Origin of the sequence: uncultured Holdemanella sp. (assembly GCF_934754935.1) — a bacterium.
GTDB lineage: Bacteria > Bacillota_I > Bacilli_A > Erysipelotrichales > Erysipelotrichaceae > Holdemanella.
Map to the genome: position 1 here is coordinate 1 of NZ_CAKVJB010000005.1, position 14,366 is coordinate 14,366.

The 14,366-nt window shown below is 33.0% G+C and carries 10 protein-coding genes and 1 other annotated feature; of the genes, 2 read left to right on the forward strand and 8 right to left on the reverse strand.

Annotation, left to right across the window (positions count from 1 at the left end; genetic code table 11):
- Positions 1 to 131 precede the first annotated feature (131 nt).
- The 8 genes from serS to dnaA all read right to left on the reverse strand — a co-directional run bounded on the left by serS (position 132) and on the right by dnaA (position 10,832).
- Positions 132 to 1,415 carry a serine--tRNA ligase gene (gene serS / locus Q0E86_RS02090; protein ID WP_295754285.1) on the reverse strand — a complete coding sequence of 428 codons (1,284 nt, stop codon included), beginning with the start codon at positions 1,413 to 1,415 and terminating at the stop codon, positions 132 to 134.
- 39 nt (positions 1,416 to 1,454) lie between these two features.
- Positions 1,455 to 1,666 (reverse strand) — a binding site (T-box leader).
- 87 nt (positions 1,667 to 1,753) lie between these two features.
- The gene (locus tag Q0E86_RS02095; protein ID WP_295754286.1) at positions 1,754 to 2,020 is read right to left on the reverse strand and encodes a hypothetical protein; all 267 of its coding nucleotides are present in this window, start codon (positions 2,018 to 2,020) and stop codon (positions 1,754 to 1,756) included.
- Between the two features lie 329 nt (positions 2,021 to 2,349).
- Entirely contained in the window at positions 2,350 to 4,818 is a 2,469-nt protein-coding gene (gene gyrA, locus Q0E86_RS02100) for a DNA gyrase subunit A (protein WP_295754287.1), read from the reverse strand.
- A gap of 12 nt (positions 4,819 to 4,830) precedes the next feature.
- Positions 4,831 to 6,798: a DNA topoisomerase (ATP-hydrolyzing) subunit B gene (gyrB, locus tag Q0E86_RS02105; RefSeq protein ID WP_295754288.1), complete on the reverse strand. Its 1,968-nt coding sequence runs from the start codon at positions 6,796 to 6,798 to the stop codon at positions 4,831 to 4,833.
- Positions 6,795 to 7,886: a DNA replication/repair protein RecF gene (recF, locus tag Q0E86_RS02110; protein WP_295754290.1), complete on the reverse strand. Its 1,092-nt coding sequence runs from the start codon at positions 7,884 to 7,886 to the stop codon at positions 6,795 to 6,797. Before recF ends, gyrB begins: the two co-directional genes overlap by 4 nt.
- The gene (yaaA, locus tag Q0E86_RS02115) at positions 7,883 to 8,086 is read right to left on the reverse strand and encodes a S4 domain-containing protein YaaA (RefSeq protein ID WP_295754291.1); all 204 of its coding nucleotides are present in this window, start codon (positions 8,084 to 8,086) and stop codon (positions 7,883 to 7,885) included. Before yaaA ends, recF begins: the two co-directional genes overlap by 4 nt.
- Before the next feature lie 114 nt (positions 8,087 to 8,200).
- The gene (dnaN, locus tag Q0E86_RS02120; protein WP_295754292.1) at positions 8,201 to 9,319 is read right to left on the reverse strand and encodes a DNA polymerase III subunit beta; all 1,119 of its coding nucleotides are present in this window, start codon (positions 9,317 to 9,319) and stop codon (positions 8,201 to 8,203) included.
- Positions 9,320 to 9,464: 145 nt separating this feature from the next.
- Positions 9,465 to 10,832 carry a chromosomal replication initiator protein DnaA gene (gene dnaA / locus Q0E86_RS02125; protein WP_295754293.1) on the reverse strand — a complete coding sequence of 456 codons (1,368 nt, stop codon included), beginning with the start codon at positions 10,830 to 10,832 and terminating at the stop codon, positions 9,465 to 9,467.
- 396 nt (positions 10,833 to 11,228) lie between these two features.
- Here dnaA and Q0E86_RS02130 point away from each other — a divergent pair, with 396 nt between their 5' ends.
- Both Q0E86_RS02130 and Q0E86_RS02135 read left to right on the forward strand, forming a co-directional pair.
- Positions 11,229 to 12,443, forward strand: a complete 1,215-nt coding sequence (locus Q0E86_RS02130) for a peptidoglycan bridge formation glycyltransferase FemA/FemB family protein (RefSeq protein WP_295754294.1) — start codon at positions 11,229 to 11,231, stop codon at positions 12,441 to 12,443.
- 267 nt (positions 12,444 to 12,710) lie between these two features.
- The gene (locus tag Q0E86_RS02135; RefSeq protein ID WP_295754296.1) at positions 12,711 to 14,243 is read left to right on the forward strand and encodes a hypothetical protein; all 1,533 of its coding nucleotides are present in this window, start codon (positions 12,711 to 12,713) and stop codon (positions 14,241 to 14,243) included.
- The last annotated feature ends 123 nt before the right edge of the window (positions 14,244 to 14,366 follow it).

Here is a 14,366-nt window from a genome sequence, read left to right on the forward strand (position 1 = left end):
AAAATGAGCGTAAGGCCTTTAAACAAAAGGTTTGCGCTCATTGTTGCGTTATATAACTGTCGAAAACGGGATTATATCAAATCCATTTTCAATTCGCAATAGAAAAAGCTGTCAAATGACAGCCTTAAGGATTAACCAATTTTCTTTTTACCACCCATGTAAGGTTGTAAAGCTTCTGGAATCAAGATAGATCCATCTTCTTGTAAATTGTTTTCTAAGAATGCGATCAACATTCTTGGTGGAGCAACACAAGTGTTGTTTAATGTGTGTGCAAAATACTTCTCACCATTTTCTCCCTTAACACGAATCTTTAAACGACGTGCTTGAGCATCTGTTAAGTTAGAGCAGCTTCCAACTTCGAAGTATTTCTTTTGACGTGGAGACCATGCTTCAACGTCCACTGATTTACATTTTAAATCTGCCAAATCACCTGAACAGCATTCCAATGTACGTACTGGAATATCTAATGTTCTAAAGAATTCAACAGTATTCATATACAATTTTTTAAACCATTCCATACTATCTTCTGGTTTACAAACAACAATCATTTCTTGTTTTTCAAATTGGTGAATACGATATACACCACGTTCTTCAATACCGTGAGCACCTTTTTCTTTACGGAAACAAGGTGAGTATGAAGTATATGTATATGGAAGATCTTTTTCTTCAAGAATTGTATCTTTAAATTTACCAATCATAGAGTGTTCACTTGTACCAATTAAATACAAATCTTCACCTTCGATTTTATACATCATGCCTTCCATTTCTGCAAATGACATTACACCATCCACAACTGAACTACGAATCATATATGGTGGAATAACAAAAGTAAATCCTTTTTTATCAATCATGAAATCACGAGCATAATTTAAGATTGCTGAATGTAGACGAGCAATATCTCCCATTAAATAATAGAATCCATTTCCAGCTACACGACGAGCTGCATCTAAATCAATGCCACTTAAACGTTCCATAATTTCAGTGTGATAAGGAATTTCAAAATCAGGAACGACAGGTTCACCGAATCTTTCTAATTCAACATTTTCACTATCATCTTTTCCAATAGGAACACTATCATCAATGATGTTTGGAATCTGCATCATTTTTTCTGTTACAGACTCTCTTAATTTGATTTCTTTTTCTTCTAAAGCTGTTAATTCATGGGCAATTTCAGCCATTTGTTGCTTAATTTCTTCAGCCTCTTCTTTTTTGCCTTGACCCATTAATTTACCGATTTCTTTAGAAATCTTTTTACGATTCGCACGTAAATCATCCGCATGCTGCTGTGTTTGACGAAGTTCTTTATCCTCCATCAACACTTCATTAACTAAAGGTAATTTGTAATCTTGGAACTTTTTCTTAATGTTCTCTTTGACAATGTCCGGATTTTCACGGACAAATTTCATATCTAGCATGATATCCTCCTTGCATAAAAAAAGAGACACTCGCACCCATAAAGGGACGATGTCTCGCGTTGCCACCCTTTTTACCATATATATACATATATGATCTCTTAACATGATAACGGTATGTACCGGATCAAACTACTCCTTTTCATTTGATCACTCTAAGGTGCTATTCAATTATTCATATCAGTATTTTCACCAACCATACTGTCTCTAATTCATAAATGAAATAATCTACTTATCCTTATCTTTGTTTTCAACACATTTATACCATTAAAATAAAGCTAAAGTCAACCTCTTATTCTGTGAATTAACCTCATCAAATCGGATTTGTCATATGATTCAACTTATCTACAAATCATATTCAATATCACAAAGATATAGAGTGTCAAAATATAAGAAATCCATCTATAATCCATTCCCATAAATATTAAAAACTGAATAAACAAAAGTAACCCTAATAGAGAAAAGAAGGCATAAATTCGTTTTGTTGAATTATCATAATACAAATAATATAAGCCAATCACTGACAATGCGAAAACAGCTCCAATGCACAAAGAACCAATAATATTTCCATGACCAGAAACATAAACACATGCCGCAACAAAGATCATACATACCAAGGTGATTTTATCTTGTCTAAAACATTACTTTTATATATACATCTAAATTGCGAATACTATTTATGACTTCTTCCTAAACTTTTTTACATCAATTCTACTAGGGAAGGTAACAATTGAATATCTGTATAGCCAATTTCATGTTCCTACCGACGAATAGTTTTATATCTATCATAAATCTTTTCTGTTAATTCCATTTATGTCATATTGTTTTCTTTTCTTATATCTTTACATTCATATATATATTCATCTCATTTAGCTTAATTCCATCTGATTTATCATATGAAAAAGGAGTGAAATCATAATTCTACTCCTTATATGCTTTATTCTTCTGTGTTTTCTTCTGATTCTTCTTCAGGCTCTTCATGATCTACCAATGTCATACGCGTTACTTTCGCATCGCCATTTAAGTTGATTAATCTTACACCTTGTGTATTTCTTCCGTAGATTCCTACATTCTCTAAAGCTACACGAATCATAATACCATCACTGGCAACAATCATCGCATCTTCTTTACCAGTAACCGCACGCATACACATTAGCTTACCAGTCTTTTCAGTGATATTAATTGTACTAACACCTTTTTTACCACGAGAAGTCAAGCGATAATCTTCGAACTTACTACGCTTACCATAACCATTTTCAGAAACAACAAGAACTGTATCTCCTTCGCTTGAAAGTGCAGCACCTACAACTTCACTGCCATCACAATTGAATCCTAATACACCACTTGCGCTACGTCCCATGATACGAACTTGATCTTCATTGAATCGAACAGCTTTACCATTTGATCCTGAAATGATTACTTCATCTTGTCCTGTAGTTAATTTCACAAAACGTAATTCATCATCTGGTTTTAAACTAATCGCAATCTTACCATTACGATTGATATTTTCAAACTCAGATACAGATGTACGTTTTACAATACCGTTCTTTGTGACAAATAATAATGTTTCACTTTCATCATCCTTAGGAACAGCTACAAGAACATTTACTTTTTCGCCCTTTTCCAAAGTCATTAAATTCACAATTGGAATTCCCTTAGAAGTTCTAGAGCCACTAGGAACATTGTATCCTTTTAATCGATATACACGACCCTTATCTGTAAACAACAATAAGAAGTCATGTGTCGACATTGAAATCATTGTATCAATTGAATCTTCTTCATTTAATGTTAATGATTTGATTCCACGACCACCACGATTTTGAGCACGATATGTGTCTACAAGCTGACGCTTAATATACCCTGACTCTGTTAAAGTGATAATCACATCTTCAACTGGAATTAAATCTTCATCTTCCATATCTACGGAAGCATCACTAATTTCGGTTCTTCTTTCATCACCATATTTCTGATCAATTTCAGTTAAATCATCACGAATGATTTGAAGAACACGATCATGATTTGCCAAGATATCCTTTAAATCTTCAATTGTCAACAATAATTGTTGATATTCATTTTCAATCTTATCTCTTTCTAATCCAGATAATCTTCTTAATTGCATAGCCAAGATTGCTTTTGCTTGAATCATACTCAATCCAAACGCATCACATAAATCTTGAGATAAACCAGCTTCATCCTTTTTAGAACTACGAATCATATGTATAACTTCATCAATATGATCCATCGCAATACGTAAACCTTCTAAGATATGTGCACGATCTTGCGCTTTCTTTAACTCAAACTGAGTCTTTCTAACAACTACATCAACCTGATGATCAATATAATCATGAATAATATCTTTTAATGGCAATTGTTTAGGACGACCATTTTCAAGTGCCAACATATTGATACCAAATGAAGTTTGAAGTGGCGTTAATCTAAACAACTGATTTAAAATTACTTCTTCTTGTGCATCCTTCTTTAACTCCATTACAATACGAATACCTTCACGGTTACTTTCATCATTTAAATAAGTAACACCCTGAATCGCTTTATCACGAATTAAAGAAGCCATCTTAGTAATTAAGTTTGCCTTATTGACCTGATAAGGAATTTCATAGAAAATAATTTGTTTCTTTCCATTTGATAATTCCTCAACACGATACTTAGAACGAATCATTATTGAGCCACGTCCAGTTTCAAAGGCTTGACGAATACCTTTACGACCCAAAATGATTCCTCCAGTAGGAAAATCTGGCCCTTTAATGACTTCCATCAATTGAGGAATTGTAATATCTGGATCATCCATTACCGCAAAAATAGCTTGAATTGTTTCTGATAAGTTGTGAGGTGGAATGTTTGTTGCCATACCAACCGCAATACCCACAGCACCATTGATCAATAAGTTAGGAATACGGCTAGGAAGCACAACCGGTTCATTTTCTTCACCATCATAGTTTGGAATAAAATCAACTGTATCCTTTTGAATATCTCGCATCATTTCCATAGAAATTTTAGACATACGAGCTTCCGTATAACGCATTGCCGCAGCACCATCTCCATCTAGAGAACCAAAGTTTCCATGACCATCCACTAATGGATATCGATAAGAGAAATCTTGGGCCATACGAACCATCGCATCATATACAGCTGTATCACCATGAGGGTGATACTTACCAATAACTTCACCAACAATACGAGCACTTTTTTTATGTGCTACTCCCGAAGTAATACCCAATTGATTCATCGCATGCAAAATACGACGATGAACAGGTTTCATACCATCACGAACATCTGGTAATGCACGTGAAACAATAACAGACATTGAATAATCTAGAAAGGCTGTACGCATTTCTTTGGATATTTCAACATCTTCTACATAGTCATATCGCTTATTTTCTTCTTCCATAAGGACCTCCTACTAGTAATCCAAATTAGCGTATACAGCATTTTCCTGAATATATTCACGACGAGGTTCTACATCCTCACCCATCAACATATCAAATACACTGTCCGCTTCCATCGCATCATCAATCGTGACACGTTTCAATACTCTATGATGTGGATCCATAGTTGTTTCCCACAACTGTTCTGCATCCATTTCACCTAAACCTTTATAACGCTGAACTTTGTATCCTTCTTTAAATTCTTCACGCAACTGATCCATTTCCTGCTCTTTATATGCATAGGCAATCTTTTTACCTTTTTGCACCTTGTATAAAGGCGGTTGTGCAATATAAACATATCCACCTTCAATAACAGGCTTCATAAAACGATATAAGAACGTCAACATCAATGTACAAATATGACTACCATCAACATCGGCATCGGTCATAATAACAATCTTGTGATAACGTAATTTAGATACATCTACATCTTCTTGAATACCACATCCAAAAGCAGTAATCATACTACGGATTTCCTGGTTTTCAAAAATACGATGTGTTCTAGCTTTTTCAACATTTAAAATCTTACCACGCAAAGGTAAAATTGCTTGTGTTTTCGCGTCACGACCTTGTTTCGCGCTGCCCCCGGCAGAATCACCTTCGACAATATAGATTTCGCATTCACTTGCATCTTTACTTGAACAATCCGTTAACTTACCAGGTAACGAGCTAATACCATCCAATGCAGATTTACGACGTGTTAATTCACGAGCCTTTTTAGCCGCAATTCTAGCCTTACTTGCGATTTCTGCTTTTTCCACAATAGCCTTAGCTACATCTGGATTTTCCAAGAAGAAACGATTGATCTGTTCTCCAGCAATATTTGAAACAATCTTACGAACTTCACTATTTCCTAATTTTGTCTTTGTCTGTCCTTCATATTGAGGATCTGGATGCTTCACTGAAATAATCGCAACCAAACCTTCCTTAACATCATCCTGAGATAAAGTCTCATCCTTTTTGATCATGTTATTATTTTTCGCATATGTGTTGATACAACGAGTCAAAGCCATTCTAAAACCATCTTCATGATATCCACCTTCATGCGTATGAATATTATTACAGAATGAATAAATACTTGATTGATAGCCATCATTATACTGCAAAGCAACTTCTGCAAGAATTCCATCCTGCAATCCTTCTACATAAATAACTTTATCACTAATTGTACTCTTATTCTTATTTAAGAATTGAACATACTCAATAATTCCACCCTCATATTTATAGTCATTACTTTGACCATCTGGCGTTCTTTTATCTGTTAAAGTTAAACGAATATCTTTATTTAAGAAAGCAAGCTGACGCAAACGAGAATTTAAGATTTCATAATCATAAACTGTTGTATCCTTAAAAATCTGTGGATCCGCCTTAAAACGAACCAAAGTTCCCGTTTCAGTTGTTTCACCAATAACTTTTAAAGGCTCAACCGCATGCCCACCATTTTCAAAACGAATAAAATAAATTTTACCATCTTGATAAACAGTTACCTCTAACCATTCACTCAACGCATTAACAACACTAGCACCAACACCATGTAAACCTCCGGAAACCTTATATGCGCCTCCACCAAATTTACCACCGGCATGTAATACTGTCATAATTGTTTCAACAGCACTGATTCCTGTCTTTTCATGAATACCAACTGGCATACCACGACCATTATCACGTACCGCAATAATGTTATCAGGCTCAATTGTCACATCAATTCGATTCGCAAATCCAGCTAATGCCTCATCAATACCATTATCTACGATTTCCCAAACCAAATGGTGAAGTCCACGAGCCGAAGTCGAACCAATATACATTCCTGGTCTCAAACGAACCGCTTCTAACCCTTCCAACACTTGAATATCATCCGCAGTATACGAATGTTCTACTTGTGTAGCTTGTGATTCTAATTCTTCAAATTCAAGAATCTCTTTTTGTAATTCATCCTGACTCATTTTAAGACCTCCTTGATTCTCCCTTGTTCTATATCATAAAATCGTACTTCACGATTCCATTTCATATTTAATCTTTCTGTTGTTGTTATAAAAATCTGCATATCTCTAGGAAGCTTTTCAATTAACTGACGCTTTCTAAAATCATCCAGTTCACTAAATACATCATCCAACAATAAGATTGGATATTGCCCGCTCTTTTCATAAATAATTTGAGCCAAACCTAACTTAAGTGCCAAAACAAAACTTCTTTTTTGCCCCTGACTTGCAACTTCACATACAAGTTTTCCATTTAATTCAAACAAAATATCATCTCTATGAATTCCAATCAAAGTTTGATGATATCTTTTTTCTTTTTCAAAAACCTTATCATATGCTTCTTTCATGTGACTTTTCATATCCTGATCTATAGGAATAAAAGTCATGTATTTTGCACCAATTTCTTCCTTTTCATTTGAAAAGAAAGGATAAAGCTCACGCGCTTTATTCATCAAAGAATTTAGAAATTCATTTCTCTGTTTGATAATCACACTTTGAACTTCTATCATTTGATCCAAATAAATCTGTACTAAACACTCATCTACATTACTTTGCTTCAAAGCCTGATTTCTTTGTTTTAAAAGCTTTTGATAAGAAGACAACGTAGATGTATAAGTTTTTGATAACTTCATCAATTCCAAATCAATAAATCGCCTCCGATTTTTTGGGGATGAAGTAAATAAAGATAAATCATCTGGACAAAACAAGATGGCATTTTCAATTCCAATAAAATCTGAATATTTCTTAATCGAATTTTGAAAACGAAATAAATGCTTTTTTTGATGATCCACAATCACTTTCAATTCTTCTTTTCTATGATTGGATTCTACCGTTGCCTGAACACAGAATTCATTACATCCATGCATGATCATACTGTCCATTTGATTTGTTCGAAATGAACGCAAATGACTTAAAAAATAGATGGCTTCAATTAAATTTGTTTTTCCTTGTGCATTTTTACCATATAAAAAATGAATACATTTAGGTGCAAAAGAAAAAGACATGGTTTCATAATTGCGAAAATGAAAACATGTCAGTTTTTCAACATTCATTTCACTTCGATCCTTATTCCATTAGTTTCTACAATATCTCCATGGTAGATTTTCTTTCCGCGACGATTTTCATTAACGCCGTTTACTAATACTTCCATGCTTGCTAAATATTCCTTAGCCTGTCCACCGCTATAAACAACGTCACAAGCTTTCAGCAATTGTGCTAATGTAATATACTCATCTCTTAATTCAAATTCCATGAAAATACCTCTTTTCGCACTCTAATTATATCATAAAACCTCATAAATATCTATGCGTACAGAGATACCGATATAAAAAGAAACCGTTTAAAACGAATTTAAACGGCATTTTCTTTAATCATAACTACGAATTGGCACCAAAATCATTAACACTGACGCATCTTCTGGATTCGATACCTTGATTGGTTTCATAAAACCAGAAAATTCAATCAATACCTTTTCACAACCTAATGCTTTGATCGCATCCAACATATAAGTACCATTACATGTTAATGAGATTTCCTCACCCTCATACTCACATTTTGTTAAAACTTCATCCGAGTTACCAATTTCACTAGAATACGTCTTAACATGCGTTTCAGTTTGTGAACACTCCAATTTAATTAAATGTACCTTGTCATTACGAATAAAGTTTGTACGATCAATAGTACCGGCAATTTCATATGAGTCCACTAACATTTTTGAAACACAACTAGTTGGGATGATTCTTTGTACATCTGGGAAAGTTCCATCAATCAAACGAGTTTGAATAATTGTTTTATCAAATACAAATTGTGCTTTTTTAGAATCTGCAAAAATATCAATAGTATCCTCATCAGAAACGGAACGAACCACTTCCGTTAAAGATTTACTAGGAATCGTAATATTAAAATCTTGGCTTGAGTTTAATTCAATCGTCTTTCTTGCCAAACGATAAGAATCTGTTCCTGAACAATACAACATATTGCCTTGAGAATTAAAATTAACCCCCGTTAAAACTGGACGTTGATCTTTATCACTGCATGCAAAGGCTGTTTGAGAAACAATAGATTTTAAATCCGTTGCCTTTAATACAAAATGATGATTTGGTTGTGTAAAATCAATATCTGGATATTCATTGGAACGAATACCATTTAAATTAAATTGTCCATTGTCACTTGAAATACGAACTAAAGAATAATCAATAACTTCAATTTCAATATTTTTACAATCTAATTTACGAACAATTTCAAGTAAGTATTTAGAATCAATAATAATTGAACCTTCTTCTTCAATATCCAAATTATTCAATTCACCAGGAACAATGACAGTACGAATAGAGATATTTGAATCACTACCCGTTAAAGTCATAGAATCATCTTTTAAATCTATACAAATACCTGATAATGCAGGTAATGGAGAAAAAACACTAATAGCTCTAGAAACTATAGATAGTTTCTCATAAAAATATTTTCGATCAATTGAAAAATGCATAAAATCCTCCTTTTATTAATATATTTATATATTAATTATAATATAAGCGACTGTATAAGTGTGTAAAAATTGCACAGACCCTTTAAAATACATGTTTTTCTGTTATTTTTTGTATGTGGATTCCATGAGGAATACAGTGTATAAATCAAGAATCCAAAGTACCACGTATTTTTTCAACAGCCGTCTTAAAAGCTTCATCTTTTTGAATCAATTTTTTAGCACGCTCATACGAACTCGATATTGTCGTATGATCTCGACCACCCAATTCTTGACCAATCGATACATAAGACTTATGAAGCAAATCTCTAGATAAGTAAACACAGATATGACGTGCATTCGCAATGAATTTTTGGCGACATTTTCCTTCTAAATCCTTATATGATAAGCCATAAAAGCGTGTAACAGCTTTTTTTATTTTTTTAATGGTTAATTCATCCGATTGCGATACAATCGGCTCTTTAACTAATACTTTACGTGCAAAATCCATATCAATTACATCTGGATTGAATAAAGTTGCATTAAAAATCAAGCGATTTAAGGTACCTTCTAGATTTCTGACATCATTTGAATATTTACCAGCTAAATAATCAATAACATCCTCACTCATATTTACACTTTCTTCGCGCCCTTCTATCTTCTTCTTTAAAATAGCTTTACTTGTTTCAAATTCAGGCTTAGAAATACTGATGGTTAATCCGGAAACGAAGCGTGATATCAAACGTGACTGCAAACCACTGATTTCGCTAGGATGCATATCACTTGTGATAATGATCTGTGTATTTTTCTGAATCAATTGATTGTATACGGTAAAAAAGATTTCTTGGCTACTTGAGTGCTGTTGTAAGTTTTGAATATCATCAATTAAAAAATAATCACAATCTAAAAGCTGTTCTTTGACTCTTTCCACAGTATTTCCATGGACATTTTTAGTCTTCATAGCCTCTATTAATAAGGAAACTAAATCTCCACTATACATGTAGATGACTTTACACTCCGGATGTTCCTTAGCTAAATAATTTCCCATCGCATGAAGTAAATGTGTTTTACCTAAGCCAGAATTTCCATATAACATAAGCGGATTAAAAAGATGTGAAGTTGTTTGAGTACAACACGCTAAACATGCGGCATACGCTTCCGCATTCGAATTTCCTTCGACAAAGTTTTCAAATGTATACGAAGGATTAAATTTGTTTTCTAATAAAACATTCGTTCTTTGTTTAACCACCTCTTCAGGCATCATCTTTTCCATTTCTCTTTGATGAATATATTGAATGGTTAAAGTATCTCCCCAAACTTCACTCAGTGTAGATTCAAATAGATCTTTTTCTTTTTGTTTCTTTAAAATACTGAAAGTAATGGTCGAACGATAAGCTACATAAGCTATATTATCCTCTATTTTAAATAGAGTGGTTTTAGAAATCCATGAATTAAATGTATTACTATCAAAATAGTTGGATTCTTGAATTTTTTGTAAAGTTTCATTCCATATCGATGCATAAGACATGGTAGACATAGTAAAACCTCCTTGCAGTAGTATTATTATACACGATTTTTACACTTATCCCCATTTATTATTTGTGGAAATAAAATATACACATGGGGATAAATGTGTAAAAAAAATAAATAAAATCGGGATAATTCACTTTATATTCATATTAAATACATCGAGAATCATTCTAAAATAAAGCATATAAAACACTTTTCCATAGTTATACAGAGTATAAAAAACACTTACCTTTATCCACTGTATAACTTATGTATTTATATACAATTTAACTGTATACATCGTAACGGAATTTGAAAACACACATATCCATATGTATTATATGTGGATAATTTATAGACCATTTTGTGTAAAACTAATAAAATGCTATAATGCATACAGGAATATAAAGGGGTATAAAAGTATATGTATATTTTTAAGTCGGATATAAATAAAAATGAATATGATTACTTTGTAGAAAATCATCCTAGTTGTAATTTACTTCAAAGCTATAACTGGGCAAATATAAAAAATAATTGGAAACCTATTTATACTGGAGTATATGAAAACGAACAATTAGTAGCAGCTGGATTGGTGTTGATTCGTCCATTGCCTTTGTCTTTTTCAATGTTCTATTTGCCAAGAGGCCCAATTTTAGATTTTAAGAATAAAGAATTATTAAATTATTATTTTACAGAATTAAAGAAAATTGCCAAAAAAGAACATTGCTTGTTTATAAAATTCGATCCTAGTATTTTAGTTTCTAGTTTCCATTTAGATGAAGAAAGAAAAGAATTTAATTATAAGGAAGAGTTTGAAAATATTAAAGCATGTAAAGCAATTCATTATGGATTCAATAAGGACTTTGATACAACCGTTCAGCCAAGATACAATATGGTTGAATATGCGGATGATTTTGGCATGGATAGTTTATCTAAAAAAGGGAAAAAGAATATCAAAGTAGCTCAGAAACAAAATTTGGATATTCAATTTGGACATAAAGAACTATTAGATGATTTTGACAAAGTTATGAAATGTACAGAAGAAAGAAAAGGCATTTCTTTACGAACAAAGGAATATTATGAATTGCTTCTAGACACATATAAGGATGATGCATTTATCACATTAGCATATTTCCATATCCATGATATGTTAAATGAAACTAAGGAAAGATATGAAAAATGTTTATTAGATTTAGATAATTGTCCGGAAAACGCAAAGAAAAAACGTTTCACATTAGAAGAATTAAAAGATTCATTAGAAAAGAAAATCAGCAAATATGAAGAAGATGTAAAAACATATGGAGAAACAGTCTGTGTCTGTGGAACATTAACTGTAAAATATGGACATACATCAGAAATTCTATATGCAGGTATGAATGAAGATTTCAAACGATTAATGGGACCATATTTAACTTGGTATAAAACGATGGAAAAATGTTTTGAACTTGGATGTAATACAAGTAATATGGGCGGAATTGAAGGAACTCTAAAAGGAGGACTTGTGGATTTTAAAGAAATTTATCATCCAAGAATCAATGAATATATTGGAGAATTTGATATTCCAGTAAATTCATTACTATATAATGTAGCATTTAAATTTTATAAAAAAATCAAAGAAAGAAACACAAAACACAAATAATTTAAGGATGATTTAAGTACGACTATCTATTATGTCCAAGTAAGGATGGAATTTGATATGTCGTATTTATTTTTTAAAAATATAAACCAAGAAGAATTTGATGAATTTGTGAAAAATCATGAATATTGTAATTTACTGTTGAAGTCAGAACGCTCGTGACTTTAATCATGAGATGAATGACGTATGTAACTGGTTTTCAGCTGTTTCTATACGTGAACCATGATATAATATATACGTAGAATACGTCACAAAAGAGGAGATTTCGATATGTATACAGTACGCTTTCAATTGGAACTAAGTGGATCTGAGAAACGTTTTTTGTCGAAGTCTTTTTTCTATGCGAATCAGATGCATAATCAGTTGGTTCGATATGCTACAAACCGTTTGAATGCTTTATTTCATGATAAAGAATATGTGGGTGCACGCAAAGCTTATGGTGAAGCTGAATTTTCTAAAAAGAAAGTATCTGAATTGTCAGCTTCTGAAAAGAAGAAGAAAAAAGAGTTGTCCAATATCATGTGTATTAAACAAAAAGAGTATAATCTTACGAAGACTTCTTTGTGTAAGTTCGTATCCAAAGAACAAAAGAAATACAAGAACTACATCAACTCTCATCAGGCACAGGCAGAAGCTGAAGCTGTATATAAGGGAGTGGAAAAAGTTCTTTTTGAGGATGGGCGTCATCTTCATTATCGAAGATACAACAGTTTCGATTGTATCAAACAAAAATGTGCTGCAACAGGTGTACGTCTTTCAAGATGGGATACCATATGTTTTATGAAGCACTATTTTAAAGTTCGTGTCCCAAAAAATGAATATATTCAAAACATCATTTCATCTGTTGATTTAAAAGAAGATGTTGTTTATTCATTTTTAAAGAGAATCGAATTCAACAGTGGATTCAAATATTATGTAGTGATCACACTTCGAGGTGATGCACCAAAACGAATCAAGCTGTCAAAAGATGGCGGACATCGTACAGGCGTTGACTTTGGAACATCAACGATTGCGACAGTCTCAAACAACGAGGTCCATCTGGAAGAATTGGCTCCAGAATCAGCCAAATATGAAAAAGAGATCCGCCATAAGCAGAATCTGGTGGATGCCTCTATGCGAAAACATAATCCAGAAAACTATAACAAGAATGGTACAGTCAAAAAGGGAAAACATAAATGGAAGACAACAAGAAGATGCAGACGTCTGAAACGGCAGATACGCGTGCTCTATCGAAAACAGTCTGCTTACATTAAGACTTCACATCATACCTTTATCAACAGAGTCGTTCAGAACACAAGCAAATTCATCCTTGAGCCAATGAATTTCAAGGCTCTTCAAAAGAAATCAAAGAAGACAGAGCGTAAAGATGAGGCAACGGCTATTAAACAAAAAGACGGTTCTTTGAAAATGGTGCGTAAATACAAACGTAAGAAACGTTATGGACACTCCATCAAGAACCGTTCTCCAGGTCTTATGCAGGCCGATTTAAAAACAAAGGCAACACAGTATGGAATTCCATACTATGAAATAGATATTCATCAATATCGTGCTTCACAACTTCACCATGATACAGGTGAATACATCAAACCTAATTTAAGTGAAAGATTTAAAACGATTGAAGGACATAAAGTACAAAGAGATTTATATTCTGCCTTTCTAATTTGTCATACGGACGATACATTGACTGCACCTGATTTTAAAACCTGCCATCTTGACTTTCCACACTTTGTCAAGATGCAGGATACATTGATTCTAAAAATGAAAAAATGTGGACACACAATGAAACACTGCTTTGGATTCTAGCTTAAAGAATCCCTCATCTAGTTCAGGTCTTAGGCGTAAGCCCTGCTGGATGTAGTATGAGTATACAAAGTACAGTCCATATGGATTGGAAATGCTCGAAAAACAAGAGCTATGCAAAGACTA

Bases quoted from the DNA above. Each gene is read 5' to 3' on its own strand.
- serS (WP_295754285.1), bottom strand. From the start codon at position 1,415: ATGCTAGATATGAAATTTGTCCGTGAAAATCCGGACATTGTCAAAGAG.
- Q0E86_RS02095 (WP_295754286.1), bottom strand. From the start codon at position 2,020: ATGATCTTTGTTGCGGCATGTGTTTATGTTTCTGGTCATGGAAATATT.
- gyrA (WP_295754287.1), bottom strand. From the start codon at position 4,818: ATGGAAGAAGAAAATAAGCGATATGACTATGTAGAAGATGTTGAAATA.
- gyrB (WP_295754288.1), bottom strand. From the start codon at position 6,798: ATGAGTCAGGATGAATTACAAAAAGAGATTCTTGAATTTGAAGAATTA.
- recF (WP_295754290.1), bottom strand. From the start codon at position 7,886: ATGAATGTTGAAAAACTGACATGTTTTCATTTTCGCAATTATGAAACC.
- yaaA (WP_295754291.1), bottom strand. From the start codon at position 8,086: ATGGAATTTGAATTAAGAGATGAGTATATTACATTAGCACAATTGCTG.
- dnaN (WP_295754292.1), bottom strand. From the start codon at position 9,319: ATGCATTTTTCAATTGATCGAAAATATTTTTATGAGAAACTATCTATA.
- dnaA (WP_295754293.1), bottom strand. From the start codon at position 10,832: ATGTCTACCATGTCTTATGCATCGATATGGAATGAAACTTTACAAAAA.
- Q0E86_RS02130 (WP_295754294.1), top strand. From the start codon at position 11,229: ATGTATATTTTTAAGTCGGATATAAATAAAAATGAATATGATTACTTT.
- Q0E86_RS02135 (WP_295754296.1), top strand. From the start codon at position 12,711: ATGTATACAGTACGCTTTCAATTGGAACTAAGTGGATCTGAGAAACGT.